This is a genomic window from Streptomyces sp. NPDC097619, assembly GCF_040302735.1.
Taxonomy (GTDB): domain Bacteria; phylum Actinomycetota; class Actinomycetes; order Streptomycetales; family Streptomycetaceae; genus Streptomyces.
The window spans coordinates 14,536-40,275 of sequence record NZ_JBEOSD010000029.1 but is presented as its reverse complement, the minus strand read 5'-3'; the positions used below and the strand labels follow the sequence as shown (position 1 = coordinate 40,275).

The window sequence follows — 25,740 nt, the reverse complement described above, 5'->3', positions numbered from 1 at the left end:
CGGGCTCAGCCCGTCGTGGTCGGGGCGGTACGGACCGGGAAGGTCCGCACCGCCACCTCCGCGTCGTCCAGGCACCGCCCCGTCTCCAGGTCGAACCGCTGCTTCAGCAGCGGCGAGGCCACGAAGGGCCGCCCCTCCGCCGAGCCCAGCAACCCCCGCGACAGCACCTGCGCCCCCGTGAAGGGGTCCCGGTTGGCGATGGCGTACGGGCGCCCCGAGCGGTCCAGGAAGACGGCCGCCTGGGTCCCGTCGGGCAGCAGGGCGGCGACACCGCGCCCCGGGATCACCTCGGACAGCTCGCACACGGTGAGCCAGGTGCGGTCCAGCCGGAGTTCGATGGTCATCGGGCCCCTTCCAGGGTCAGGACGTCCAGGTCGGGCCGGACCTGGTCGCGTTCGGGCACGAAGCGCACCGAGGGGTCCGGGGCGCCGGGGGCGTTCACGAAGGAGACGAAGCGGCGCATCCGTTCGGGGTCCTTGAGCGTCTCCGACCACTCGTCGCGGTAGTGCGCCACGTGCGCGGCCATCAGGGAGTCCAGTTCCGCGCACAGGCCGAGGGAGTCCTCCACGAGCACGTCCCTGAGGTGGTCGAGCCCGCCCTCCAGCCGCTCCAGCCAGGCGGAGGTCCGCTCCAGCCGGTCGGCGGTGCGGATGTAGAACATCAGGAAGCGGTCGACGAGCCGGACCAGTTCCTCGTCGGTGAGGTCCTGGGCGAGCAGGTCGGCGTGGCGGGGGGTGGCTCCGCCGTTCCCGCCCACGTAGAGGTTCCAGCCCTGGGCGGTGGCGATCACCCCGAAGTCCTTGCTCTGGGCCTCCGCGCACTCCCGGGCGCAGCCGGAGACCGCCGACTTCAGCTTGTGCGGGGCGCGCAGGCCCCGGTAGCGCAGCTCCAGGGCGATGGCCATGCGCACGCTGTCCTGGACCCCGTACCGGCACCAGGTGCTGCCCACGCAGGACTTCACGGTGCGCAGGGCCTTGCCGTAGGCGTGCCCGGACTCGAAGCCCGCCTCGACGAGCCGGGACCAGATCGCGGGGAGCTGGTCGACGCGGGCGCCGAACAGGTCGATGCGCTGGCCGCCGGTGATCTTCGTGTAGAGCCCGAAGTCCCGTGCCACTTCGCCGATCACGATCAGCCGGTCGGGGGTGATCTCGCCGCCGGGGATGCGGGGGACCACCGAATAGGAGCCGTTGCGCTGGATGTTGGCGAGGAAGTGGTCGTTGGTGTCCTGGAGGGCGGCCTGTTCCCCGGCGAGGACGTAGCCGTCGGCGCCGATCGAGGGGGCCAGGGAGGCGAGGATGGAGCCGACGGCCGGCTTGCAGACCTCGCAGCCCTCGCCGCCGCGGGCCGCGGCGGTGCCGTGGCTGTCGAGGAGGGCGGCGAAGGAGGTCTGGCGGAGGGTGCGGACGATCTCGTAGAGCTCGGCGCGGCTGTGCGGGAAGCAGCCGCAGAGCCCCTGTTCCCCGGTGGCGGGCAGGAGTTGTCCGATGACCTTGAGGCAGGAGCCGCAGCCGGTGCCCGCCCCGGTGCACTTCTTGACCTCGGGGAGGGTGGCGCAGGCGGTGATGGCCTTCTTGGTGACGTTGTGGCAGGAGCAGACGACGGCCTCGTCGGGCAGGGCGGCCGGGCCGAGGGCGGTGGGGGCCCCGAGTCCGGCGGGCAGGACGAGCTGCTCGGGTGCGGCGGGCGGTACGGAGCCGGTGAGGGGCCGCAGCAGGCCGTAGGAGTCGGCCTCGCCGACGAGGACCCCGCCGAGGAGGGTGCCGTCCCGGCCGATGACCAGCTTCTTGTACACGCCTGAGCGGGAGTCGGACCAGACCACGTCGAGGCTGCCCTCGGTGGTGCCGTGGGCGTCGCCGAAGGAGGCCACGTCCACGCCGAGGAGCTTGAGCTTGGTGGAGAGGTCGGCGCCGGTGAAGGCGCGGCCGGTGTTCCCGGCGAGGTGCGCGGCGGCGGTGCGGGCCATCTCGTAGCCGGGGGCGACCAGCCCGTAGACGCGGCCGTCGGCGGCGAGGGCGCATTCCCCGATCGCGTACACCCGGTCGTCGGAGGTGCGGCACTGCCCGTCCACGGCGATGCCGCCGCGTTCCCCGACGGTCAGCCCGCAGTCGCGGGCCAGTCCGTCGCGGGGGCGCACGCCGGCGGAGAAGACCACGAGTTCGGTGCGGACGGTGGATCCGTCGGAGAGCCGCATGCCGGTGACCCGGCCCCCGGGGCCGTCGGTCAGCACTTCCCGGGTGCCGACCCCGGTGTGCACGGTGAGGCCCATGCCCTCGATGGTGCGGAGCAGGGCCGCGCCGCCGCCCTCGTCGACCTGCACGGGCATCAGGCGGGGGGCGAATTCCACGATCCGGGTGGCGAGCCCGAGTCCCTGGAGGGCGCCGGCGGCCTCCAGGCCGAGGAGTCCGCCGCCGACCACGGCCCCGGAGGCCCGGCCGCGGGCGTACTCCTCGATGGCGAGGAGGTCCTCGATGGTGCGGTAGACGAAGCAGCCGGGGGCCTCCCGACCGGGGACCGGGGGCACGAAGGGGGCGGAGCCGGTGGCCAGGACGAGGGTGTCGTAGCGGTGGGTCCGGCCGGCGCGGGTGGTGACGGTGCGGGCGGTCCGGTCCACCCGTTCCGCCGGGTCCCCGAGGTGCAGTTCGATGCCGTGCTCGGCCATGAACCCGGGCGGGGTGAGGGATAGGTCCTCGGGGCGGGTGCCGGAGAAGTAGGAGGTGAGGTGGACCCGGTCGTAGGCGGGGCGGGGTTCCTCGGCGAGGACCACGATCCGGTGGGTCCGGCCGGTGATCCCGTGCTCGGCGAGGGCTTCCAGGTAGCGCTGTCCGACCATGCCGTGGCCGACGAGGACGATCACGGGTCGGGGGGCGGGGTGGGCCATGTCAGGAGCCTCCGTCGTCGGTGAGCAGGTGCAGCAGGGGGTGGCGGGGGGAGCCCGGGGGCGGGTCGGTGAGGGGTTCGGCGCCCTCCCAGGCGCGGGCCAGGGTGCCGATCGAGCCGAGGGCGCCGATCAGCACGCCCCCGACCAGCCGGTCCCCGCGGACCACGACCTTGCGGTAGGTGCCGCGGGTGGCGTCGGCGAGGCGGAGCACGTCGTCCCCGGGGAGCGGTTCGGTCTCGCCGAAGGCGGCCAGGTCCAGGGGGCCGGGGTCCGCGGGCAGGGTGAGGCGGGTCAGGGCCCGGGTGCCGGTGTACGGGCCGGGGCGTGCCGATCCGGCCCGCGCGGCGCTTCCGGTCGGATGTCCGCCCCGGGTGCCGGTCCCCGGCGCGGGGGTCGGTGCGGTGCTCGGCGCGCCCGCCGGTGCGGTGAGGAGGTCCGCGAGGGCGTCGGCCTGTTCCACGGCGGGGCCGGCGAGTCCGTAGATCCGGCCGGCGTGTTCGGCGCAGTCGCCGATGGCGTGGATCCGCGGGTCGTCGGTGCGCAGTTCGTCGTCGACGAGGACGCCGGTGCGGACGGCCAGTCCGGCGGCGCGGGCCAGGCCGGTGCGCGGCCGCACCCCGCACGCCAGGACGACCAGTTCGGCGTCGAGCCGGGCGCCGTCGGCCAGTTCGACCCCGGTGGCCCGGTGCGGGTCGGGGGCGGTGAGCAGCCCGCGGACCCGGCACGCGGTGTGGACCTCGACGCCCAGGCCGGTGAGGTGGGCGTGCAGCAGCGCGGAAGCCCCGTGGTCCAGTTGGCGTTCCATGAGGCGGTCGGCCTGCTGGGCGAGGAGGACCCGGGCCCCGCGGGCGGCCAGGGCGCGGGCGGCGGAGACCCCGAGGAGACCCCCACCGATGACCACGACCCGCAGTCCGGGCCGGACCGCGGCGGAGAGGTCCAGGCAGTCGGTCATGGTGCGGAAGGCGTGCACGCCCCGGGGGAGGGGGGCGGGTCCGCCGCCGCGCGGGCCGAACAGGCCGCGCAGCGGCGGCAGGACGGCGTTGGAGCCGGTGGCCAGCACGAGGGTGCCGTACGGGACGTCGGTGCCGTCCGCGCAGTGCACCCGCCGCGCCGCCCGGTCGATCCGCACCGCCCGGACCCCGCGGCGCAGCACCGGGCCCGGGTCCGGGAGGGCGGTGACCTCGGGCCCGTACCGTCCGGCCAGGACTTCGGCGAGCAGGACCCGGTTGTACGGGACGTGCGTCTCCTCGCCGAGGACGGTCACCGGGGCGGGGCCGTCGGCGGCCAGGCGCCGGGCGAGTCGCAGCCCGGCCAGGCCGCCGCCGATCACCACGAGGGGCTGTCGCGAGGTCATGTCGGGAAGCGTGCTTCGGCGCTGTTTCCCGGCGGCGTCCGCGCCGTTTCCCGGGGGGAACGCTGCCCTCACCCCGGCCGGGCGGGGTTGTGAGCGGCGCCGTGAGCGGGGCGGTGGGCTCGCGGGGGGAACGGGCCGGGTGGCGGGACGGGGCGGTCCGGGCGGGGAAAGCTCAAACCTGGCGCAAGTTTCCCGGGATCGATGGACGATGCATCCATCTGCTCCGTAGGGTCGCCGGGTGCCTGACATATCACTGACCGTGCTGGTCCTGTTGTGCCTGGCCGCGGCCGCCGCGGGCTGGGTGGACGCCGTGGTCGGCGGTGGCGGACTCCTGCTGCTGCCCGCCCTGTTGCTGGGCCTGCCCCCGGGCACCGCCCCCGTGTACGCGCTGGGCACGAACAAGGCCGTGGCCATCGTCGGGACCTCCGGTGCGGCCGTGACCTACGCCCGCCGGGCCCCGGTGGACGTGGGCAACGCCGTCCGGATCGGGCTCGCCGCGCTGGCCGGGTCCATGGGCGGGGCGATGTTCGCCGGGTTGATGAGCAAGGACACCCTGCGGCCCCTGATCATGTGCGTGCTGCTGCTCGTCGCCGGGTTCGTGCTGTTCCGGCCGGGCTTCGGGGCGGCTCCCGCGACCGGCCCCGTCAGCCGCCGTCGGATGGCCGCCGCGGTGCTGCTCGCCGGGGTGGGCATCGGCTTCTACGACGGCATGATCGGGCCGGGTACGGGCACCTTCCTGGTGCTCGCGCTGACCGCCGTGCTCCACCTGGACCTGGTCACGGCCTCCGCCACCGCGAAGATCGTCAACGTGTGCACCAACGCCGGCGCCCTGGCGATGTTCGCCTGGCAGGGCCAGGTCCTGTGGCAGCTGGCCGCGCTGATGGCCGTGTTCAACCTGGCCGGGGGCATGGCCGGGGCGCGGACCGCCCTCAAGAAGGGCAGCGGGTTCGTCCGCTGGGTGCTGCTGACGGTGGTGTGCGCGCTGGTGGTCAAGCTCGGCTTCGAGCAGTTCGCGGCCTGAGCCCGGACCAGGGTCTGAGCCCGGGCCCGGACGCGGGCCCGGCAGGGGGTCAGTAGGTGGCGGTCAGGTGGGCGAAGACCACCACGTTGCCCTGGTAGCCGGTGCGCTTCGAGAAGGGCCCGCCGCAGGTGATGACCCGCAGCTCGGCTCCCGCCGACGGCCCGTACACCTTCCGGTCCGGGAACCGCTTCGCGTCGTACAGCTCCACCGCGTGCACGGTGAACACGGCCGTCCGGCCGTCCCCGCGGACCACCTCCACCGACGCGCCGCGGCGCAGCGCGCCCAGGTCGTAGAAGACGGCCCGGCCCTTGGCGGCGTCCACATGCCCGGCGACGACCGCCGTGCCGGGCGCGCCGGGCGGGGTGCCGTCCCGGTACCAGCCGGCCATGCCGCGGCGTTCGGGCGGCGGCACCTCCAGGCCGCCGTCGGGGCGCAGGCCGAGCCCGATCAGGGGGGCGTCCACCCGGATCGAGGGGATCCGGATCCGCAGCGGGGGAGAGGCGGGCAGCGCCCGGATGCCGGCCGGGCGGCCGTCGGCGCCGAGGGGGGCGGTGCTGGTGGTGGTGCCGGATTCGGTGGTGTCGGTGCGGGCGAAGGACTCGGCCGCGGCGGGCAGCGGGGGTTCCTCGCGGGCACCGAGTCCGGTGCCGACCAGCCAGACGCCGGTGCAGACGGCGAGGGCGACGAGCCCGGCGTGCCGGGCGGTGCGGTTCTCCCCTGACACGGGTCACCCCCTCGGTGTCGGAAGCGGGAGGCGGGGCGTGGCGCGGGGGCGCGCCGGAGACGTTCCGCGCGGGTCCGGTGTGCCGCCCGCCCCGTGCGCGCCGGGGGGGGGCGCGGGGGCGGGCGGTCCGGTGGCGGTACCGGTGGACCGGGGGCAGGGCCCGGTCAGGCCCGCGTGCCGCTCGCCCGGCGACGCAGGACCCAGGTACCGCCCGCGGCGGCCGCGGCCAGTACGGCCACGCCCACCGCGATCCGGACGGGGTCGGCGGAGTCCTCGACCCCACCGCCCACGCCGGTCTGTACGTGCCCCTGCGGGGCGCGCCCGGTGACCGTGAGGTCCCCGGAGGCGAACTTCCCGTTGGCACAGGTCACACCGATGTCGTGGGCACCGGCAGGGGTCTCCGCACCGACCCGGAACCGGCCGACCACCACTTCCTCGTGGGTGCTCGGCACGAGGCGGAAGCGGCCGCCGCCCACCGTGGTGGCGTCCCCGTCGGCGGTCCCCTGGGGGCCGCAGGCCGTGGTGCTCACGGTGACGGTGGTGCCGGGGGCGGCCGAGCCGGGGTAGAGCTCCAGCGGGGCGAACTCCCCGGCGGCCGCCGCGGTCGCGGCGCCCGTGAGGGCCGCGGCCACCAGGGTGCCGGTCAGGAGCGAAGCGGTACGGCGGCGCATGGCCAGTCCTCCGGGAAGGGCGCGGATCTCGTGCCTCCACAGGTACGGCCGCGGACCGGCGCCCGCCTGCTGACCCTCCCTCAGTTCCGCCCCGCCGGGCCGCCGCACCGGGGAGTCCGGGCAGGTCAGAGCCCGTACCGGGGTACGTACGGGGGATCTGCCGGACCGCACCCCCCGTCCGGGTGACGGCTCGGGTGACGCACGGGGGCGGCGCGGCGGTACGGGAGAGGGCGGTGCGGCGACGGGACCGGGTGGCCCGGTCAGGGCGGGACCGCGTTGCCGGGACCGTCGCCCCGTCAGGCCGGGGGCAGCTCCAGGGTCGCGCGGGCCCCGCCCTCCGGAGGGTTCGACAGGGTCAGCCGGGCTCCGATCACCTGGGCCTGGCCCAGGGCGATGGTCAGCCCGAGGCCGGTGCCCCGGCCCCGTTCGGCCGCTCCCGTCAGGAACCGCTGGGGGCCGTCCCGCAACAGCTTCTCGGGGAAGCCCGGCCCGTGGTCGGAGACCGTGACGGTGTGGCCGGAGACGGCGATCACCACCGGGTCCCCGCCGTGCCGGCGCGCGTTGCCGAGGAGGTTCGTCAGGATCCGCTCCAGTCGCCTGCCGTCGGTGCGCACCAGCGTCACGGCGGCTTCCGCCGTGTCCCCGCGGGCGGGGCCCGTTCGGCCCGCGCCCGCGGGTTCCGCCGCGGAATCCGGGGCTGCGGGTTCGCGGAGGGGCGCGCGGCCGCGTTCGCGACCGGATTCGAGGCCGGATTCGAGACCGGATTCGCGGACGGGTCCGCGGACGGGTCCGGTCCCCGGGCGGTCGCCGGGCTCCGCCGCGAACCGGACCGGCACGCCCGAGCGCGCCACCAAGGCCGCCACCAGGGGTTCCAGCGGGTGCACGGCCAGGTCCGGCCGCTCTCGGTCGGCGTCCAGCCGGGCCACCTCCAATAGGTCCTCGGTCAGGGTCCGCAGGGCGGCCACCCGGTCCCGGACCAGCTCGGTGGGGCGACCGCCGGGCAGCAGCTCGGCCGCGGTGTGCAGGCCGGTCAGGGGGGTGCGCAGCTCGTGCGCCACGTCGGCCGTGAACCGTTGCTCGGCCTCCAGCCGCTCCTGAAGGGTGGCGGCCATGGTGTCCACGGCGTGCGAGAGTTCGGCGACCTCGTTGCGGCTGCCGGGCGGACCGGACCGGTCGATCCGGGCGTCCAGCTCGCCCCCGCTGATCCGGCGGGCGGTCTCCGCGGCCGAGCGCAGGTCCCGGCTCAGCCGGCTGGCCAGCGCGGCTCCGCCGAGGGCCGCGAGGCCGACCACGGCCGCCCCGTAGCCCACCAGCTGCCGGTCGAGCTCGGCGAGCTCCTCCCGCTCGGCGGCGAGCGGCAGCCGGACGGAGAGCACGTGCGCCCCGCCCACCGGCCGGGCCGCCCACACCGCCGGTTCCGCCCCGCACATCCGGAGGTAGGTGGTGCGGCGCCCGGCGAGCGCGGCCGCCCGCAGCTCGGCGGGCACCCCCGGGCCGTCGATGGCGGCCCGGGCCTCGCCGTCCTTCTCCGGGTCGAGCTGCCCGGTCACCTCGTACAACCTCCGGACCGCGTACAGCTGCTCCAGGGCCCCGCTGCGGGCCTGCTCGGCCACCTGCGCGGTGCGGGCCTGGTGGATCAACACCCCGATGGTCACCGCGACCAGGGAGCAGCCCGCCGCGAGCAGGGCCGCGATCTTCCAGCGCAGTCCGAGGGCCTGGAGGCGGAGGCGCAGGGCACGGGTGCGGCGGCGCATCAGCGGTCCGCCCCGGGGGCGAGGGCGCTCGGGGCGGGGGACCGGGTCGAGCCGGGCGCGGGGTCGGCGGACGGGCGAACGGGCGGATCGGCCGACGGGTGGGCCGACGGGTCGGTGGAGGACTCCGGATCGGGGTCCGGAGCGCCGGGGGCCGCCCGGTGGTCCGCGCCCCGGGCCTCGTCCCCGCCGGTCCCGGGCGGGGGCGGCGTGCGCCGGAACCGCTTCTCGTCGCTGACCACGATCAGGCGCAGGCCGTCCCACCGGTAGCGGACGGCCTGCTCGGCCCCGTCGTTCGCGGCGGTGCGGACGAGGAGGTCCTTGCCCAGGGTCTCCACGGCCATCCGGTTGCCCGTGGTGAGCAGGATCCGCACCACCCGGCCCCCGGACTCCGTGTACACGGCGAGCACGGTGCGACCGCTCTCCAGGTCGGCGGCCACCAGCAGCTCGGGGCGGCCGTCGCCCGTGAGGTCGCGCAGCACCACGGGTCGGAGCCCGGCGCGGCCCGGGCCGTCGAGGGTGCCGCGCGCCGCGAACGCCTTCATCTGCTTGTCCGCCGCGAGCACCTCGGCGGGGTCGAGCGCGGCCAGCCCGCCCGCCGGCACGACCGGACCGTTCTTCAGGGGCTGCGGCGGCGGCACCCGGGTGCCGACCTGGGCGCCCGGGGCGTCCGGGGAGGGCTCGGTCCATTCGGGCCACAGCTCCTCCGGCCGGGGCTGCGCGGACACCGCCGGGGCGGGCTCGCCCGCGGCCAGGCCACCGGGCGCGGCGCAGCCGCCGAGGAGGAGCACCACCGCCACGGCGGCGAAGGCCGGAGCCGGGGCGGTCAGGGTCCGCACGACGGAACGGGGATCTCGGGTCACTCGGGTCACTCGGGTCATGGAGCTGCCGCAGGGGAGGAGGGGCGAACGGAGGAGGGGAGAGAGGCGGGGGGCGAGGGATCGGACGGGGGGACGGGCCGACCGTAGGCGGCCTCCGTCACGGGCACCGGGACGTCGTGTAACGACGGCACATACGATGCGCGGACCAACCGCATTCGGGACCACCGGCCTGGGCCGGACCTCCCGTTCTAACCCGGGGAGCAGTGTCGTGGCATCGGTCGAAGGGCCAGGAAACGGAGGCATCGGGTCCGGTACTGTCGCCGGCCCCCTGCCCTTCTTCGTGTACGGCACCCTGCGCCCCGGCGAGGTCAACCACGACCTCTTCCTGCTCGGCCGCACCGCCGCCGAGCGCCCCGCCCGACTGGCCGCTGCGGAGCTGTACGACGGCCCCGGCTACCCGTACGCCGTCGAGGCCCCGGCCCGGCCCGGTCACCCCGGCATAGCGGGCGAGCTGGTCACCCCCGCCGAGGGCGAGTACGAGCGGCTGGTGGCGGAACTGGACCGGCTGGAGGAGTACCACGGCCCCGGCCGCGAGAACCTGTACGTCCGGGTGGCCCGCACCGTGGAGCTGGCCGACGGCACCCGCACCCCGGCCTGGGTCTACCTGGCGGCCCCCGCCCTCGCGGCCCGGCTCACCGCCGGCGGCCGCACCATCCCCACCGGGGACTGGCTGGCGCGCTGACGGCCTGCGGGCCCCACGGCAGGTCCCTACCGGGGACCCTCCACCGGCGGCACCCCCGACCCCTCCGCCCCTCCCGACCCCTCCCGTCGCACCCCTCCCGGCCCGTCCGCGTCGGCCGCCTCCACCCGGACCGCGCAGACCTTGAACTCGGGCATCCGGGAGACCGGGTCCAGGGCCGGGTTGGTGAGCGTGTTGGCCCGCCCCTCCCCGGGCCAGTGGAAGGGCATGAACACCGTGTCGGCCCGGATCCCCTCCGACAGCCGGGCCGGGGCCACCGCCCGGCCCCGCCGCGAGACCACCGCCAGGCGCTGTCCCTCCCGCACCCCCAGCCGCTCCGCGAGCCGCGGGTGCAGCTCCACGAAGGGGCCCGGGGCGGCCGCGTTCAACTCCGCCACCCGCCGCGTCTGCGCCCCCGACTGGTACTGGGCCACCACCCGGCCCGTGGTCAGCAGCAGCGGGAACGCCGCGTCGGTCCGCTCGCCCGCCTCCCGGTGCGACACCGGGGCGAACCGCGCCCGCCCGTCCTCCGTCGCGAACCGGTCGAGGAACAGCCTCGGGGTGCCGGCCGAGCCCTCCGGACACGGCCAGAAGACGCCCTCCCCGGCCCCCTCCGCCAGCCGCCCGTAATCGATGCCCGCGTAATCGGCGGGCCCGCCCGCCGAAGCCCGCCGCAACTCCTCGAAGACCTCCTCCGGGTCCGCCGGGAACGCCTTCTCCGGATCCACCGGGAACACCGCCCCCACCGCCGCCTCCTCCCGCGCCAGCCGCACCGCGAGCCCCCGGAGCACCTCCAGATCGCTGCGCACCCCCGGCGGCGGGTCCAGCGCGCGCCGCCGCAGCAGCACCCGCCCCTCCAGGCTGGTCGTCGTCCCGGTCTCCTCGGCCCACTGGGTCACCGGCAGCACCACGTCCGCCAGGGCCGCCGTCTCCGACAGCACCACGTCCGCCACCGCCAGGAAGTCCAGGGACCGCAGCCGCCCCTCCACGTGCGCGGCCCGCGGCGCCGACACCACCGGGTTCGAGCCCATCAACAGCAGGGCCCGCACCTCACCGCCCAGCGCGTCCAACAGCTCGTACGCGCTGCGCCCCGGACCCGGCAGCAGCTCCGGATCCACCCCCCAGACCCCGGCCACGTGCGCCCGGGCCGCCGGATCGGCCAGCTTCCGGTAGCCCGGCAGCTGGTCGGCCTTCTGCCCGTGCTCCCGCCCGCCCTGCCCGTTGCCCTGCCCGGTCAGGCAGCCGTACCCGGACCTCGGCCGGCCCGCCCGACCGGTGGCCAGGCACAGGTTGATCCACGCGCCCACCGTGTCGGTGCCCTTCGACTGCTGCTCCGGCCCGCGCGCGGTGAGCACCATCGCGGACTCCGGCGCGCAGAACAGCCGCACCGCCTCCCGCAGCGCGGGCACCGGGACCCCCGTGATCCGCTCGACCAGTTCGGGCCAGTGCGCCATGGCGGCGGCCCGGGCCTCCGGCCAGCCGGTGGTGCGCGCCGCGATGAACTCCTCGTCGGTCCGCCCCTCCGCCACCACCAGGTGCAGCAGGCCCAGGGCCAGCGCCAGGTCCGTGCCCGGACGGGGCGCCAGGTGCAGGTCGGCCCGCTCGGCGGTCCGGGTGCGCCGCGGATCCACCACGATCAGGGTGCCGCCGTTCTCCCGCAGCTCCGTCAGGTACCGCAGCGCGGGCGGCATGGTCTCGGCCGGGTTCGCGCCGACCAGGACGACGCAGCCGGTCCTCGCCACGTCCGCCAGCGGGAAGGGCAGCCCCCGGTCCAGTCCGAAGGCCCGCTGGTGCGCCGCCGCGGCGGAGGACATGCAGAACCGCCCGTTGTAGTCGATCTGCGAGGTCCGCAGCGCCACCCGGGCGAACTTCCCCAGCGCGTAAGCCTTCTCGTTGGTCAGCCCCCCGCCGCCGAACACCCCGACTGCGTCCCGCCCGTGCTCCCGCCCGGCCCGCGCCAGCCCCGCGGCCACCGCCCCCAGCGCCTCCTCCCAACCGGCCTCCTCCAACCGCCCCGTGACCGCCGAACGCACGAGGGGCGCCGTCAGCCGCACCCCGGCCGCCAGCAGGGCGGGCGCGGCCCGGCCCTTCCCGCACAACGCCCCCCGGTTCACGGGGAACTCCGGCCGCGGCACGACCGTGAGCGGAGCCCCGGTGGTTCCCGAAGGGGCGGGGCGGAGGTTCATCCCGCACTGCAGGGCGCAGTACGGACAGTGCGTGGCGGTATCGGACATGCCGCCCAGGCTGTGGCCGCGGTGTTTCGCCGGGGGCCCCGGCGGGTTACGGCCCCGGTACACGAGCCTCACGGCGGCGGCCGCCGCCGGTGAGCCCCACCACGAGGGAGCTCCGACCTCCGGCCCTGTCGCCTCAATCGCCGGCGGGGCTGGTGGGTGGTCCGGCCTGTGCACGGGTGCTGCTCACGGCCGCCTCAATCGCCGGCGGGGCTGGGGAGAGTCGCTGTCGTCGTCAGCAATCCCACCCGGCGCGGAGCTTGAGCCGCACGCGACCCACGGCCCGGGCCACACCAAGCCCGCGCGGCGCTTGAGCGCATCGTTGAGCCGCGCACGAGAACGAACGGGATCCCACCCCCAGCCCGCGCGGCGTTTGAGCGCATCGTTGAGCCGAACTTGCCCACCACCGGGACCACAGCAAGCCCGCGCGGCGTTTGAGCGCGCCCGGCGCGGAGCGCGCGGGTTGCGGGGCCGGGGCGGAGCTCCGGTTTCGGGAAGGGGCGGGGTGGGGGAGAGGCCCCGCGCAGCGGAAGCCCCGCCCCCACGGGAGCTAGACGCGACTCGGCCCCGCCGTCCACCCCCCGTCCACGACGAGCTCCGACCCCGTCATGTACACCGCGGCGTCCGAGAGCAGGAAGGCCACCGCCGAGCCCACCTCCGAAGGCACCCCCGCCCTCCCGAGCGCGGCGCCGGGGAAGCCGCCCTCGCCTTCCCGGACCCCGGCCTCCGCCGTCATCGCGGTGGCGATCATCCCGGGGTGCACGGAGTTCACGCGGATCCGGGAGGCGGCCAGTTCCACGGCTCCGATCCTGGTCAGACCGCGGACGCCCCACTTGGCGGCCCCGTACCCGGAGGTCGTCGCGAGTCCGGTGAGTCCGGCCACCGAGGAGACGTTCACGATGGAGCCGCCGCCGTGAGCCCGCAGGACCGGTACGGCGGCCCGGATGCCGAGGAACACGCCGACGAGGTCCACCTCCAGCACCCGCCGGAACTCCGCCGCGCTCTCCTGCTCCAGCAGGGACACCGACACGATGCCCGCGTTGTTCACCAGCCCGTCGAGCCGCCCGAACACGGACACGGCCTCCTCCAGGGCCCGCCGCCAGTCCTCCTCGTCGGTGACGTCGTGCCGCAGGAAGCGGGCCGCGTCGCCGAGTTCCGCCGCGGTGGCCTCGCCCTCCTCGACGAGCACGTCCGTGATCAGGACCCGACCGCCCGCCTCCACCACGGCCCGGGCCGAGGCGGCGCCCAGCCCCCGCGCCCCACCGGTGATCACGACGACCCGGTCCTTCAGGTCCACCACAGCACTCACACCTGCACCTCGTTCCCGGAGGGGTCGAGCGGCCGCGTCCGACCGTGTGGTCGGACCGACGCGACTATGCCTGATCGAAACAAAGCTGTCGGGGCGTCAGTCTGCCGGCAGGCCGTCCGCGTCCGCCAGGGCCAGGGCGACCCCCGGCTCACGGGGCCCGAGGAAGTGCGGGTCGGGCCGCACCGCCGCGTCCAGGGCAGCCTTCCCCGCGGCGAACACCTCGCGGACCCCGCCGTAGTACCAGGTGGCGTCGTGCACGTCGGAGACCCCGACCCCGTACGCGTCCACGCCCGCCGCCCCGCACAGCGCCACGGCCCGCCGGATGTGGAAGCCCTGGCTGATCAGCACGGCCCGGTCCACGCCGAAGATCCGCTTGGCGCGGACGCAGGAGTCCCAGGTGTCGAAGCCCGCGTAGTCGCTGACGATCCGGGAGTCGGGCACGCCGTGTCCGGTCAGGTAGGCGCGCATCGCGTCCGGCTCGTCGTACTCCCGACGGCTGTTGTCCCCGGTGACCAGCACCACTTTGACGCGGCCGGACCGGTAGAGCTCCACGGCCGCGTCCAGCCGGCGGGCGAGGTACGGGGTCGGCCGGCCCTTCCAGAGTCCGGCCCCGAAGACCACCGCCACGTCCGCGGCGGGGGCCTCCGCGGTGGTCCGCAGCCGGTCGGCGGCCACGGCATGGGTCCACGCCGAGGGCAGCAGGGCCACCGTGCACAGCACCATCACCGCCTGCACGAGCCGCCGCCGGTGCCGTCCGACCCACCGGCGCGCCCCGCGCGTGCCGCGTACGCCGCCGCCGGATCCCGCGGCCTCGGTGGCCCCCGCGGTGTCCGCGGTGTCCGCGGCGGCCGCGGTGCCGCTCTCGGCCCGGTCGGCCTCGTCGGCCCGGTCGGCCGGGTCGGGTGCGCGCATGGGGTCCCCCTTGTGAAGAAACGATCCACCACTGGGACGCGGAACCCCCTGTGCCCGGTTTCAGCGCCCCCGCCGGCCCGCCGTGAGCAGTCGGAAAACACCCGTCACGCCCGTGCAACGGCACCGCAATCCGCACCCGCGAGGATCGTTCCGGGAGCACCACCCGCGCCGCCGCCCTCGGCACCGCGCGCTCCGGCGGTACCCGGACTCCCGGATCCCGGGAAGGGCCGCCCCGGACGGCGACGGCCCGAGCCCCGCCCTCCCCACCCCCTCCGCCCCTCCTCGCCCGCACACCCGCCCATCCTCGTCCTCGCCCCGCGCCCTGGCAGCTCAGCCGCCCCGGCCGCGGCGGTCGGGACGGCCGAACGGAGCCGCATGCCCACCCTCGTCGCCGTCGCCCACGGCAGCCGTGACCCGCGCGCCGCCGACACCGCCCGCGCCCTCCTGCGCCGGGTCCGCGAACTGCGGCCGGGGCTGCCGGTCCGCCTCGCCCACATCGAGCTGACGGCCCCCCTGCTCGGCGACGCGCTGGCCGGGCTCCGGGGGGCGCCCGGTGGTGAGGACGACGAGGCGGTACTCGTCCCGCTCCTGCTCGGCCGCGGTCACCACACCGGCCACGACCTGCCCCGGGCCGCCGCGGCCGCGGCCGCCGCCGGCGGGCCGCGCTGCCGGGTGGCCGCCCCGCTGGGCCCGCACCCCCTGATCGTCGAGGCCCTCTGCGACCGACTCCTCGACACCGGCTGGACCCCGAACCGGGAGGGCGCCGCCGTCGTCCTGGCCTGCGCGGGCTCCCGCGATCCGCGGTACGCCGCCGACGCCCGTGCCGCCGCGGCCCTGCTCTCCGAACGGCTCGGGGGCGTACCCGTACTCCCCGGCTACGCATCGGCGGCGGCTCCGACCGTCCCCGAGGCGCTCCGTGCCCTCGCGGCGCGGGGCCACCACCGGACCGCCGTGGCCTCGTACTTCGCCGCGCCGGGACGGTTCGCCGCGATGGCCGCGGCGGCGGGCGGGCGGTACGCCGCCGAGCCGTTGGGGGACCATCCCGCGATGGCCCGGCTGGTCCTGCACCGCTACCTCACGGCGCCGGCCGCCGTACCCGTACCCGCCCGTCCACCCCTGACTACGGCGGTCGCCGCCGCGTGACCCCGGCGGGGCTGGAGCTGTCCGTCGTCCGGAGCCTCGCCGACCCCCCGCCGGCGTTCGAGGCGCCCGCGCCCCCATCGGGCGCGCCCTCGGGGGCCGGGGCGGAGCCCCGGGTTCGGGAAGGGGCGGGGCGGGGAGAAGGCCCCGCGCAGCGGCCCGCCGCCTCCCGGCACTCGCCGCCCCGCCCCGCCCCCGTGCCCCCGGCACCCCCCGGACATCCCACTGTCGCCCCGCCCCCACCCGATCCGCCCCACCACGACCACGACTCCGGTTACGGTCTCTCCATGGAAGGCACCACCGCACCCGCCCCGTCCGCGTACGGCCCCGGCGACGCCGAAGGCCCCTACGACCCCGCCGGATACGACCCCGCCGCCACGGACCGCTGGGCTCCGGAGCCCGACAAGCGTCCGGGGCGGACCGCGTTCCAGCGGGACCGGGCGCGGGTGCTGCACTCGGCCGCGCTGCGCCGGCTCGCCGGGAAGACGCAGGTGGTCGCCCCCGGTACCCGCTCCGCGGACTGGGACGCCAGCCCGCGGACCCGGCTCACGCACTCGCTGGAGTGCGCGCAGGTGGGGCGGGAGCTCGGCGCGGCCCTCGGCTGCGATCCCGACCTGGTGGAGGCGGCCTGTCTCTCCCACGACATGGGGCACCCGCCGTTCGGCCACAACGGCGAGGAGGTCCTCAACGAGTTCGCGAAGGACTGCGGCGGTTTCGAGGGCAACGCCCAGTCGCTGCGCCTGCTGACCCGGCTGGAACCGAAGCGGTTCGTGACCGGCCCGGACGGCCGCCCGGCCAGCGTCGGCCTCAACCTCACCCGGGCCGCCCTGGACGCCGCCACCAAGTACCCGTGGCCGCGCGGCGGGCACCCCACGGACCCGGACTCCGTGAAGTTCGGCGCCTACGAGGACGACCTGCCGGTCTTCACGTGGCTGCGCGAGGGGGCCCCGGCCGACCGCAAGTGCTTCGAGGCCCAGGTCATGGACTGGTCCGACGACGTCGCGTACTCGGTGCACGACTTCGAGGACAGCCTGCACGCCGGACACCTCGACCCCAACCTCCTGTTCGCGGAGCCCGAGCGCGAGGAGATCCGGCGGGTGGCCATCGGCCGGTACGCGCCCGTGGACACCGATCCCGCCGAGCTCAGCGAGGCCCTGGACCGGCTGATGGCCCAGGAGTGGTGGCCGCACGGCTACGACGGCTCCGCCGTGGCACAGGCCCGGCTGAAGGACGCCACCAGCCAGCTCATCGGCCGGTTCTGCCTGGCCGCCGAGGCCGCCACCCGTGCCGCCTTCGGGACCGGCCCGCTCACCCGGTACTCGGCCGAGCTGGTCGTCCCGCGCCGCACCCGCAACGAGTGCGCCGTCCTGAAGTCCGTGGCCGACCTGTACGTCATGCAGCGCGAGGAGCAGGAGCGGGTCCGCGCCGAACAGCGCATCGTCCTCGCCGAACTCGCCCGGGAACTGAGCGCCCGCGCCCCCGAGGGGCTGGACCCCCAGTTCCGTGCCGTGTTCGACGCCGCGTCCGATGACAAGGCCCGCAAACGGGCCGTCATCGACCAGATCGCCTCGCTCACCGACGCCTCCGCGCTCTCCCTGCACGCCCGTCTCACGGCGCGCCGCGGGTGAGGTGATCGGGCCACTCCCCCTTCACGGGGCAGGCTCTGTGCGGGACGCTCGCATGTGGCCGCATGTGGCGAAGAGGTTATGAGGAGGCATCAGGTGGTCGACGCACACCGGACGTTCGTCATCGTCGGCGGAGGGCTGGCCGGGGCAAAGGCAGCCGAAACCCTCAGGTCCGAGGGGTTCACCGGCCGCGTGATCATGATCAGTGACGAGCGCGACCATCCCTACGAACGGCCCCCGCTGTCCAAGGGCTTCCTCACCGGGGAGAAGGAACGCGAGTCCGTGTTCGTGCACGAACCGGCCTGGTACGCCCGCGCGGACGTCGAACTGCACCTCGGGCAGGCCGCCGTCCACCTGGACCGCACGGCGAAGACCGTCCTCCTCGGGGACGGCACCGTGGTCCACTACGACCGGCTGCTGCTCGCCACCGGAGCGGAGCCCCGCCGCCTGGAGATCCCCGGCACCGACCTCGCGGGCGTCCACCACCTGCGTCGGCTCGCCCACGCCGAACGGCTGCGCCGGGTGCTGGCCTCGTTGGGCCGGGACAACGGCCACCTGGTGATCGCCGGGGCCGGTTGGATCGGCCTGGAGGTGGCCGCCGCCGCCCGCGGCTACGGGGCCGAGGTCACCGTCGTCGAGCCCGAGCCCACCCCGCTGCACTCGGTGCTGGGGCCCGAGCTCGGCCGGCTCTTCGCCGACCTGCACGCCGAGCACGGGGTCCGCTTCCACTTCGGGGCCAGGCTCACCGAGATCGTCGGGCAGGACGGCATGGTGCTGGCCGCCCGCACCGACGACGGCGAGGAGCACCCCGCGCACGCCGTCCTCGCCGCCATCGGCGCGGCTCCCCGCACCGCCCTCGCCGAGACGGCCGGCCTGGCCCTGGTGGACCGCGAGCACGGCGGCGGCATCGCCGTGGACGCCTCCCTGTGCACCTCCGACCCCGACGTGTTCGCCGTGGGCGACGTGGCCGCCGCCCACCACCCGGTCCTCGGCACCCGGCTCCGCGTCGAGCACTGGGCCAACGCCCTCAACGGCGGACCGGCCGCCGCCCTCGCCATGCTCGGCCGCGCCGTCAGCTACGACCGGATCCCCTACTTCTTCTCCGACCAGTACGACGTGGGCCTGGAGTACTCGGGGTACGCCCCGCCCGGCAGCTACGACCAGGTCGTCATCCGCGGGGACGCCGCCAAGCGCGAGTTCATCGCCTTCTGGCTGTCGGAGGGCCGGGTCCTCGCCGGGATGAACGTCAACGTGTGGGACGTCACCGCACCCATCCAGGCGCTGATCAGGACCGGCGCGGTGGTGGACCCGGACGTCCTCGCCGACCCGGCCGTCCCCCTGGAGGAGCCGGCCGGCTGAGGGACCCCCCGCGGCCGCCGTAGACTTCACGCGTGGCAGGCAGGATCAACGACGACGACGTGAAGGCGGTGCGGGACGCGGTCCCGATCGACGCCGTGGTCTCGGAGTACCTCCAGCTGCGCAACGCCGGCGGCGGCAACCTCAAGGGCCTCTGCCCCTTCCACGACGAGAAGTCCCCGTCCTTCCAGGTCAGCCCCAGCAAGGGGCTGTACCACTGCTTCGGCTGCCAGGCGGGCGGGGACACCCTCGACTTCATCATGAAGATCGACCACCTCTCCTTCTCGGAGGCGGTGGAACGGCTCGCCGGACAGGCGGGCATCACCCTCCGCTACGAGGAGGGCGGGTACACCGCGGGCACCAGCGGCCGCGGCGAGCGCATCCGGCTGGTGGAGGCCCACAAGGCCGCCGCCCAGTTCTACGTGTCCCAGCTCGACGGCCCCGAGGCCGAGATCGGCCGCCGCTTCCTCGCCGAACGCGGCTTCGACCAGGCCGCCGCCGCCCACTTCGGCGTGGGCTACAGCCCGGCGGGCTGGGACCACCTGACCCGCTTCCTGCGCGGCAAGGGCTTCACCGACCGCGAGCTGATCACCTCGGGCCTCGCCCAGGACAGCCGCAGCGGCAAGCCCATCGACCGGTTCCGCGGCCGCCTCATGTGGCCCATCCGCGACATCACCGGGGAGGTCGTCGGCTTCGGCGCGCGCAAGCTCCGCGAGGACGACAACGGCCCCAAGTACCTCAACACCCCCGAGACCCCGATCTACAAGAAGTCCCAGGTCCTCTACGGGGTCGACCTGGCCAAGAAGGAGATCGCCCGGACCAGCCGGGCCGTGGTCGTCGAGGGCTACACCGACGTCATGGCCTGCCACCTCGCCGGGGTCACCACCGCCATCGCCACCTGCGGCACCGCCTTCGGCGGGGACCACATCAAGATCCTGCGGCGACTCCTCATGGACAACGCCACCGCCGAAGTGATCTTCACCTTCGACGGGGACGCCGCCGGCCAGAAGGCCGCCCTGCGCGCCTTCGAGGACGACCAGAAGTTCGCCGCCGAGACCTCCATCGCGATCACCCCGGGCGGCATGGACCCCTGCGAGCTCCGCCTCGCCGAGGGCGACCCGGCCGTGCAGAGCCTGGTGGATTCGCGCACCCCGCTCTTCGAGTTCGCGATGCGACACATCGTCTCCCGGCACAACCTGGAGAACCCCGCGGGCCGGGCCGCGGCCCTCGACGAGGCCGCCCCCGTGGTCGCCAAGATCAAGAACATCGCCATCCAGCACGAGTCCGCCGTGCAGCTCGCCGGCATGCTCGGCATCCTCGACGAGCAGTTCGTCGTCAAGCGGGTGGCCCAGCAGGCCCGCTGGGCCCGCGACCGCGGCGGCCGACCGCAGCAGCAGTCCGGCGGTCGCGGAGGGCCCGGCCGCGGCCCGGCCCACGAGCCCGCCCCGGCGGCCGAGCGCTTCCCCTCCGGCCCCGCCCTGAACCTCCGCAGCCCCGCCCACCGCACCGAGCGGGAACTGCTCAAGCTGGCCCTCCAGCGCCCGGAACTGGTCTCGCCCGCCTTCGACGCCTACGGGGCCGACGAGTTCACCGCCCCGCCGTACGCCACGGTCCGCGAGGCCATCCAGGAGGCGGGCGGCGCCGCCCAGGGCGGGGACGGCTACCTGGCCCGGGTCCGCGAGGCCGCCCCCGACGACACCGTCCGCGCCATGGTCACCGAGCTGGCCGTCGAGGCCATCCACGCCAAGACCGTCGACGAGGTCTACGCCGGGGTCCAGCTGGTCCAGGTCCGACTCCGGGCCGTGGACCGCCGCGTCCACGACATCCAGGGCTCCATGGCCCGCCTGGGCCCGCACGCCCCCGCCGAGCAACTGGCCGCCGTGCAGAACGAACTCTGGGTCCTCCAGCAGTACGGACGGGCCCTCCGCAACCAGGGCGCCGCCGCCCTCTGAGCCCTCCGCCGGACACCACCGCCGCCGGGTCTTCCCCGGACGCGCGTGCGAACGGGCATCGGATTCCGGGCTGCGGGTAACCATCCGGTCACGCAGCGGACTCAGAAAGTGCCCGCACGCCCCTCGTGACAGTGATGTGTCGTACCCCACACTGAATCGCGGCGCTTGAGTCCTCGGAGCCCTGGAGGTCGCCCCCGTGCAGACCCGGATCCTGACCCCGACCGAAGCCGTGCCCCCCGCGCGTCCGGCCGGACGTCCCGCGGCGGCGGGGACCGACCCGCGCGCGCCGGGGACGGCCCCGCCCGGGGCCACCGAGCCCGGCCCCCCGGCCCCCGACGGGGCGGCACCCCGCCCGGGAGCCGAAGCGGAACCCGAAGCGGAGGCCCCCGTGACCGACGCCGACGCGGCGGCCCACGCGGCGGCCGAAGCCGAGGCGCACGCCCGGCACGAGGACGGGGACGGCGAGGAAGAAGGGGACGAGCCGGGGCACGGGGCGGGGCGCCGCCCGGAAGCGGAGGACGAGTCCGCCGCGGAGGTCCCGGCCCAACGCCGCCGCACCGACACCGGCGGCACCACCTCCGACCTGTTCCGCCAGTACCTGCGCGAGATAGGACGGATCCCGCTGCTGTCAGCGGCGGAGGAAGTGGAACTGGCCCGCCGGGTCGAGGCCGGCCTGTTCGCCGAGGAGAAGCTGGGCACGGCCGGTGACCTCGACTCGCAGCTCGCCCTCGACCTCGACCGGATCGTGGTCATGGGCCGGATGGCCAAGCGCCGCCTGATCGAGGCCAACCTGCGCCTGGTCGTCTCGGTGGCCAAGCGCTACGTGGGCCGCGGCCTGACCATGCTGGACCTGGTGCAGGAGGGCAACCTCGGTCTCATCCGCGCCGTGGAGAAGTTCGACTACGCCCGCGGCTACAAGTTCTCCACCTACGCGACCTGGTGGATCCGCCAGGCCATGTCCCGGGCCCTCGCCGACCAGGCCCGCACCATCCGCGTCCCGGTGCACGTGGTCGAGCTGATCAACCGCGTGGTGCGGGTCCAGCGCCGGATGCTCCAGGAACGCGGCTACGAACCCACCGCCGAAGAGGTCGCCGCCCATCTGGAACTCACCCCGGAACGCGTCGGGGAGGTCCTCAGACTGGCCCAGGAGCCCGTGTCCCTGCACGCCCCCGTCGGCGAGGAGGAGGACGTGGCCCTCGGCGACCTCATCGAGGACGGCGATGCCGCCTCCCCGGTGGAATCCGCCGCCTTCTTCCTGCTCCGCGAACACCTCGAAGCCGTCCTCTCCACCCTCGGGGAGCGCGAGCGCAAGGTGGTCCAGCTCCGCTACGGCCTCGTCGACGGCCGCCCCCGCACCCTGGAGGAGATCGGCCGGATCTTCGGCGTGACCCGCGAACGGATCCGCCAGATCGAGTCCAAGACCCTCAACAAGCTCCGCGACCACGCCTTCGCCGAACAACTCCGCGGCTACCTGGACTGACGACCGGCCCGCACGGCCCCGGAAACCCGGAAGGGGGGAGGGCCGAAGCCCTCCCCCCTGGCCGGACCGGGCCGGGCCCGGTCAGTCCACCTCGGCCACCGCCTGCGCGAACTGCGCCGCGTACAGCCGGGCGTACGCGCCCTCCGCGGCCAGCAGCTCCGCGTGCGAGCCCTGCTCCACGATCGAGCCGTTCTCCATCACCAGGATTACGTCGGCGTCCCGGATCGTGGAGAGCCGGTGCGCGATCACGAACGAGGTACGGCCGTGCGCCAGCCGGGCCATCGCCTTCTGGATCAGCACCTCGGTACGGGTGTCCACCGAGCTCGTCGCCTCGTCCAGCACCAGGATCACCGGATCCGACAGGAAGGCCCGCGCGATCGTGATGAGCTGCTTCTCGCCCGCGCTGACCCCCGCGCCCTCGTCGTCGAGGAGCGTGTCGTAGCCCTCCGGCAGCGTCCGGATGAACCGGTCCGCGTGCGCGGCCCGCGCCGCCTCCTCGATCTCCTCCCGGGTCACCTCGCGCGAGGCCCCGTAGGCGATGTTCTCCGCGATCGTGCCCCCGAACAGCCAGGTGTCCTGGAGCACCATCCCGATGCCCGCCCGCAGCTCCTCGCGGGTCATCCGGGACACGTCCGTCCCGTCCAGGCTGATCCGACCGCCCGTCACCTCGTAGAACCGCATGAGCAGGTTCACCAGGGTGGTCTTGCCCGCCCCCGTCGGACCCACGATCGCCACCGTCTGACCCGGCTCCACCGACAGCGACAGCTTCTCGATCAGTGGCTTCTCCGGGTCGTAGCGGAAGGCCACCTCCTCCAGCGTGACCTGCCCCTTCAGCTCCGCGGGCCGCTCCGGGAACTCCGCCTCGGGCTCCTGCTCCGGCGCGTCCAGCAGCTCGTACACCCGCTCCGCCGAGGCCACCCCGGACTGCACCAGGTTCGCCATCGACGCCACCTGCGTCAGCGGCATCGAGAACTGCCGCGAGTACTGGATGAAGGCCTGCACGTCACCGATGGACAGGGTGCCCGAGGCCACCCGCAGCCCACCGACCACCGCCACCAGCACGTAGTTGATGTTCGACACGAAGAACATCACCGGCTGCATCAGACCACTGACGAACTGCGCCTTGAACGAGGCCCGGAACAGCTCCTCGTTGGACTCCGCGAACACCTTCGCGGACTCCTCCTGCCGCCCGAACACCTTCACCAGCGTGTGGCCCGAGTACATCTCCTCCACGTGCGCGTTCAACGCGCCCGTGGTCTTCCACTGGGCCACGAACTGCGGCTGCGCCCGCTTGCCGATCCGCGCCGCGATCACGATCGAGACCGGCACCGTCACCAGCGCGACCAGTGCCAGCAACGGCGAGATCCAGAACATCATCGCCAGCACGCCCACGATGGTCAGCAGCGAGTTCAGCAACTGGCCCATCGTCTGCTGGAGGGTCTGCCCGATGTTGTCGATGTCGTTCGTCGCCCGGCTCAGCACCTCACCGCGCTTCTGCCGGTCGAAGTACGACAGCGGCAGCCGCGACAGCTTCGCCTGCAACTCCTGCCGCAGCCGGTACACCGCGCCGTTCATGACGTGGTTCGACAGCCGCGTCGCCACCAGCATCAGCAGCCCCGCCAGCGCGAACACCAGCAGCGCCCACAGCGCCGTCCGGCCCACCGCACCGAAGTCGATGCCCTGACCCGGCGTGAAGTCCGTCCCCGACAGCATGTCCGCCATGCCGCCCTCGCCCCGGGCCCGCAGCCCCTCAAGGGCCTGCTCCTTCGTCTGCCCGGCCGGCATCTGACGCCCCACGATCCCCGCGAACACCAGGTCCGTGGCGTGCCCGAGGATCTTCGGCCCGATCACCGTCATCGTCACGCTGCCGACCACGGCCGCGACCATGCCCCACAGCCTGACCCGGTCCTTCGCCAACTGCGCCAGCAGCCGCTTGCCGGAGCCCTTGAAGTCCATCGACTTCTGCGCGGGCCCCATCATCATCCGTCCACCGGGCCCGCTCATGCGGCCTCCGCCTCCGTCAGCTGGGAGAGCACGATCTCCCGGTACGTCTCGTTGTCCGCCATCAGCTCGTGATGCCGGCCCACCCCCACGACCCGGCCCTCGTCCAGGACCACGATCCGGTCGGCGTCCCGGATCGTCGAGACGCGCTGCGCCACGATCACCACCGTCGCGTCCTCCGTCTCCCGGGACAGCGCCGCCCGCAGGGCCGCGTCCGTCGCGTAGTCCAGGGCCGAGAAGGAATCGTCGAACAGGTAGATCTCCGGGCGCTGCACCAGCGTCCGCGCGATCGCCAGTCGCTGCCGCTGCCCGCCCGACACGTTCGTGCCGCCCTGCGCGATCGGCGCCTCCAGACCGCCCTCCAGCTCCGCGACGAAGCCCTTGGCCTGGGCGACTTCCAGGGCCCGCCACAGCTCCTCGTCGGTGGCGTCCGGCCGGCCGTAGCGCAGGTTCGACGCCACCGTCCCCGAGAACAGGTACGGCTTTTGCGGCACCATCCCGACCGTGCGGGCCAGCAGCGCCGGATCGATCCGGCGCACGTCCGCGCCGTCCACCAGCACCTCGCCGCCCGTCACGTCGAACAGCCGGGGCACCAGGCCCAGCAGCGTGGACTTCCCGCTGCCCGTGGAACCGATCACCGCCGTGGTCTCACCGGGGCGGGCCACCAGGTCCACCCCGATCAGCACCGGCGCCTCGGCACCCGGATAGCGGAAGTCCGCGCCCCGCAGCTCCAGCGCCCCGCGCTCCGCCAGCTCCCGCAGCGGGTCCGCGGGCGGCACCACGCTGGACTCCGTGTCCAGCACCGCCTGGATCCGCTCCGCGCACACCTCGGCCCGCGGCACCATCATGAACATGAAGGTGGCCATCATCACGGACATGACGATCTGCATCAGGTAGGCGAGGAAGGCGGTCAGCGCGCCGATCTCCATGCCCCCGCTGTCGATCCGCATCGCACCGAACCAGACCACCGCGACGCTGGACATGTTCACGACCACTATCACCGTGGGGAACATCAGCGCCATCAGCCGCCCGGCCGACAGGGACACGTCCGTCAGCTCCGTGTTGGCCCGCTCGAACCGGTCCCGCTCGTAGCCGTCCCGGACGAAGGCCCGGATCACGCGGTTGCCGCTGATCTGCTCCCGCAGCACCCGGTTCACCGTGTCCAACCGCGACTGCATCTGCCGGAACAGCGGCCGCGTCAGCACCACGATCGACCCCACCGAGACACCGAGCACCGGCACCACGCCCAGCAGCACCGCCGACAGCGGCACGTCCAGGGACAGCGCCATCACGATGCCGCCGATGCACATGATCGGCGCCGAGACCATCAGGGTGAACGACATCAGCACCAGCATCTGCACCTGCTGGACGTCGTTCGTGGTCCGCGTGATCAGCGAGGGCGCGCCGAACTGCCCCAGCTCACGGGCCGAGAAGCTCTGCACGCGGTCGAACACCGCCGCCCGCACGTCCCGCCCCAACGCCGCGGCCGTCCGCGCGCCGAAGTACACGGCACCGATGTTGCACAGCAGCTGCACGAAGCTGACGCCCAGCATCAGCGCGCCGAAGCCGAGGATGTAGCCCGTGTCGCCCTTGATGACACCGTTGTCGATGATGTCCGCGTTCAACGTGGGCAGGTACAGGGTCGCGCTGGTCTGGAGCAGCTGCAGCAGCACCAGCAGGCCGATGGGTTTCCGGTACGGGCCCAGATGGGTCCGCAGAAGTCTTATGAGCACGCGCAGGCTCCGGGTAGGCAAGATCGGGGGTCACCCCAATCT

General features: G+C 74.8%; 19 protein-coding genes. 7 read left to right on the top strand and 12 right to left on the bottom strand.

Annotation, left to right across the window (positions count from 1 at the left end; all coding sequences use genetic code 11):
- Window positions 1–5: 5 nt before the first annotated feature.
- Genes nirD through ABTZ17_RS11165 form a run of 3 tightly spaced genes read right to left on the bottom strand, consistent with a single transcriptional unit; the run spans window position 6 to window position 4,232 of the window.
- Entirely contained in the window at window positions 6–344 is a 339-nt protein-coding gene (gene nirD / locus ABTZ17_RS11175; RefSeq protein ID WP_352195283.1) for a nitrite reductase small subunit NirD, read from the bottom strand.
- Window positions 341–2,878 (bottom strand): nitrite reductase large subunit NirB, encoded by a 2,538-nt coding sequence (nirB, locus tag ABTZ17_RS11170; protein WP_352195282.1) that lies wholly within the window; start codon window positions 2,876–2,878, stop codon window positions 341–343. Before nirB ends, nirD begins: the two co-directional genes overlap by 4 nt.
- Window position 2,879: 1 nt before the next feature.
- A complete protein-coding gene (locus tag ABTZ17_RS11165; protein ID WP_352195281.1) occupies window positions 2,880–4,232 on the bottom strand; it encodes an NAD(P)/FAD-dependent oxidoreductase in 1,353 nt (450 codons plus the stop codon).
- A 238-nt stretch (window positions 4,233–4,470) separates the two neighbouring features.
- Here ABTZ17_RS11165 and ABTZ17_RS11160 point away from each other — a divergent pair, with 238 nt between their 5' ends.
- A complete protein-coding gene (locus tag ABTZ17_RS11160; RefSeq protein ID WP_352195280.1) occupies window positions 4,471–5,253 on the top strand; it encodes a sulfite exporter TauE/SafE family protein in 783 nt (260 codons plus the stop codon).
- 49 nt (window positions 5,254–5,302) lie between these two features.
- Here the strand turns inward: ABTZ17_RS11160 and ABTZ17_RS11155 are convergent, their stop codons facing one another.
- The 4 genes from ABTZ17_RS11155 to ABTZ17_RS11140 all read right to left on the bottom strand — a co-directional run bounded on the left by ABTZ17_RS11155 (window position 5,303) and on the right by ABTZ17_RS11140 (window position 9,238).
- The gene (locus tag ABTZ17_RS11155) at window positions 5,303–5,977 is read right to left on the bottom strand and encodes a class F sortase (protein ID WP_352195279.1); all 675 of its coding nucleotides are present in this window, start codon (window positions 5,975–5,977) and stop codon (window positions 5,303–5,305) included.
- 164 nt (window positions 5,978–6,141) lie between these two features.
- Window positions 6,142–6,648, bottom strand: coding sequence for a GVDTG sorting domain-containing protein (locus ABTZ17_RS11150; protein ID WP_352195278.1), 507 nt, complete (start codon window positions 6,646–6,648; stop codon window positions 6,142–6,144).
- A 296-nt stretch (window positions 6,649–6,944) separates the two neighbouring features.
- Window positions 6,945–8,402, bottom strand: a complete 1,458-nt coding sequence (locus ABTZ17_RS11145) for a sensor histidine kinase (protein WP_352195277.1) — start codon at window positions 8,400–8,402, stop codon at window positions 6,945–6,947.
- Complete coding sequence (locus tag ABTZ17_RS11140; RefSeq protein WP_352195276.1) at window positions 8,402–9,238, bottom strand: hypothetical protein; 837 nt, start codon at window positions 9,236–9,238, stop codon at window positions 8,402–8,404. Before ABTZ17_RS11140 ends, ABTZ17_RS11145 begins: the two co-directional genes overlap by 1 nt.
- A gap of 250 nt (window positions 9,239–9,488) precedes the next feature.
- Here ABTZ17_RS11140 and ABTZ17_RS11135 point away from each other — a divergent pair, with 250 nt between their 5' ends.
- Complete coding sequence (locus ABTZ17_RS11135) at window positions 9,489–9,962, top strand: gamma-glutamylcyclotransferase family protein (RefSeq protein WP_352195275.1); 474 nt, start codon at window positions 9,489–9,491, stop codon at window positions 9,960–9,962.
- A 26-nt stretch (window positions 9,963–9,988) separates the two neighbouring features.
- On the opposite strand, the gene ABTZ17_RS11130 is transcribed toward ABTZ17_RS11135, so the two are convergent.
- The 3 genes from ABTZ17_RS11130 to ABTZ17_RS11120 all read right to left on the bottom strand — a co-directional run bounded on the left by ABTZ17_RS11130 (window position 9,989) and on the right by ABTZ17_RS11120 (window position 14,222).
- Complete coding sequence (locus ABTZ17_RS11130) at window positions 9,989–12,193, bottom strand: molybdopterin oxidoreductase family protein (protein ID WP_352195274.1); 2,205 nt, start codon at window positions 12,191–12,193, stop codon at window positions 9,989–9,991.
- Window positions 12,194–12,740: 547 nt separating this feature from the next.
- On the bottom strand, window positions 12,741–13,490 hold the full coding sequence (locus ABTZ17_RS11125; protein WP_352195306.1) for a glucose 1-dehydrogenase: 750 nt from the start codon (window positions 13,488–13,490) through the stop codon (window positions 12,741–12,743).
- Between the two features lie 105 nt (window positions 13,491–13,595).
- Window positions 13,596–14,222: a SanA/YdcF family protein gene (locus tag ABTZ17_RS11120; RefSeq protein ID WP_352195305.1), complete on the bottom strand. Its 627-nt coding sequence runs from the start codon at window positions 14,220–14,222 to the stop codon at window positions 13,596–13,598.
- 564 nt (window positions 14,223–14,786) lie between these two features.
- On the opposite strand from ABTZ17_RS11120, the gene ABTZ17_RS11115 reads away from it, so the two are divergent.
- The 5 genes from ABTZ17_RS11115 (at window position 14,787) to ABTZ17_RS11095 (ending at window position 21,964) form a co-directional block, all read left to right on the top strand.
- Entirely contained in the window at window positions 14,787–15,554 is a 768-nt protein-coding gene (locus tag ABTZ17_RS11115) for a sirohydrochlorin chelatase (RefSeq protein ID WP_352195273.1), read from the top strand.
- A 284-nt stretch (window positions 15,555–15,838) separates the two neighbouring features.
- Window positions 15,839–17,179, top strand: coding sequence for a deoxyguanosinetriphosphate triphosphohydrolase (locus tag ABTZ17_RS11110; protein ID WP_352195272.1), 1,341 nt, complete (start codon window positions 15,839–15,841; stop codon window positions 17,177–17,179).
- Between the two features lie 93 nt (window positions 17,180–17,272).
- Complete coding sequence (locus ABTZ17_RS11105) at window positions 17,273–18,535, top strand: NAD(P)/FAD-dependent oxidoreductase (protein WP_352195271.1); 1,263 nt, start codon at window positions 17,273–17,275, stop codon at window positions 18,533–18,535.
- Between the two features lie 32 nt (window positions 18,536–18,567).
- Window positions 18,568–20,484, top strand: a complete 1,917-nt coding sequence (gene dnaG / locus ABTZ17_RS11100) for a DNA primase (protein ID WP_352195270.1) — start codon at window positions 18,568–18,570, stop codon at window positions 20,482–20,484.
- Window positions 20,485–20,665: 181 nt separating this feature from the next.
- Window positions 20,666–21,964, top strand: a complete 1,299-nt coding sequence (locus ABTZ17_RS11095) for an RNA polymerase sigma factor (protein WP_352195304.1) — start codon at window positions 20,666–20,668, stop codon at window positions 21,962–21,964.
- Between the two features lie 81 nt (window positions 21,965–22,045).
- On the opposite strand, the gene ABTZ17_RS11090 is transcribed toward ABTZ17_RS11095, so the two are convergent.
- Together ABTZ17_RS11090 and ABTZ17_RS11085 are read right to left on the bottom strand one after the other, a co-directional pair.
- The gene (locus ABTZ17_RS11090; protein ID WP_352195269.1) at window positions 22,046–23,968 is read right to left on the bottom strand and encodes an ABC transporter ATP-binding protein; all 1,923 of its coding nucleotides are present in this window, start codon (window positions 23,966–23,968) and stop codon (window positions 22,046–22,048) included.
- On the bottom strand, window positions 23,965–25,698 hold the full coding sequence (locus ABTZ17_RS11085; RefSeq protein WP_352195268.1) for an ABC transporter ATP-binding protein: 1,734 nt from the start codon (window positions 25,696–25,698) through the stop codon (window positions 23,965–23,967). Before ABTZ17_RS11085 ends, ABTZ17_RS11090 begins: the two co-directional genes overlap by 4 nt.
- Window positions 25,699–25,740 lie beyond the last annotated feature (42 nt).

Coding starts and splice junctions, on each gene's coding strand:
- ABTZ17_RS11165 (WP_352195281.1), bottom strand. CDS start 4,232: ATGACCTCGCGACAGCCCCTCGTGGTGATCGGCGGCGGCCTGGCCGGG.
- ABTZ17_RS11110 (WP_352195272.1), top strand. CDS start 15,839: ATGGAAGGCACCACCGCACCCGCCCCGTCCGCGTACGGCCCCGGCGAC.
- nirD (WP_352195283.1), bottom strand. CDS start 344: ATGACCATCGAACTCCGGCTGGACCGCACCTGGCTCACCGTGTGCGAG.
- ABTZ17_RS11145 (WP_352195277.1), bottom strand. CDS start 8,402: ATGCGCCGCCGCACCCGTGCCCTGCGCCTCCGCCTCCAGGCCCTCGGA.
- ABTZ17_RS11150 (WP_352195278.1), bottom strand. CDS start 6,648: ATGCGCCGCCGTACCGCTTCGCTCCTGACCGGCACCCTGGTGGCCGCG.
- ABTZ17_RS11115 (WP_352195273.1), top strand. CDS start 14,787: ATGCCCACCCTCGTCGCCGTCGCCCACGGCAGCCGTGACCCGCGCGCC.
- ABTZ17_RS11120 (WP_352195305.1), bottom strand. CDS start 14,222: ATGGTGCTGTGCACGGTGGCCCTGCTGCCCTCGGCGTGGACCCATGCC.
- ABTZ17_RS11130 (WP_352195274.1), bottom strand. CDS start 12,193: ATGTCCGATACCGCCACGCACTGTCCGTACTGCGCCCTGCAGTGCGGG.
- nirB (WP_352195282.1), bottom strand. CDS start 2,878: ATGGCCCACCCCGCCCCCCGACCCGTGATCGTCCTCGTCGGCCACGGC.
- ABTZ17_RS11090 (WP_352195269.1), bottom strand. CDS start 23,968: ATGAGCGGGCCCGGTGGACGGATGATGATGGGGCCCGCGCAGAAGTCG.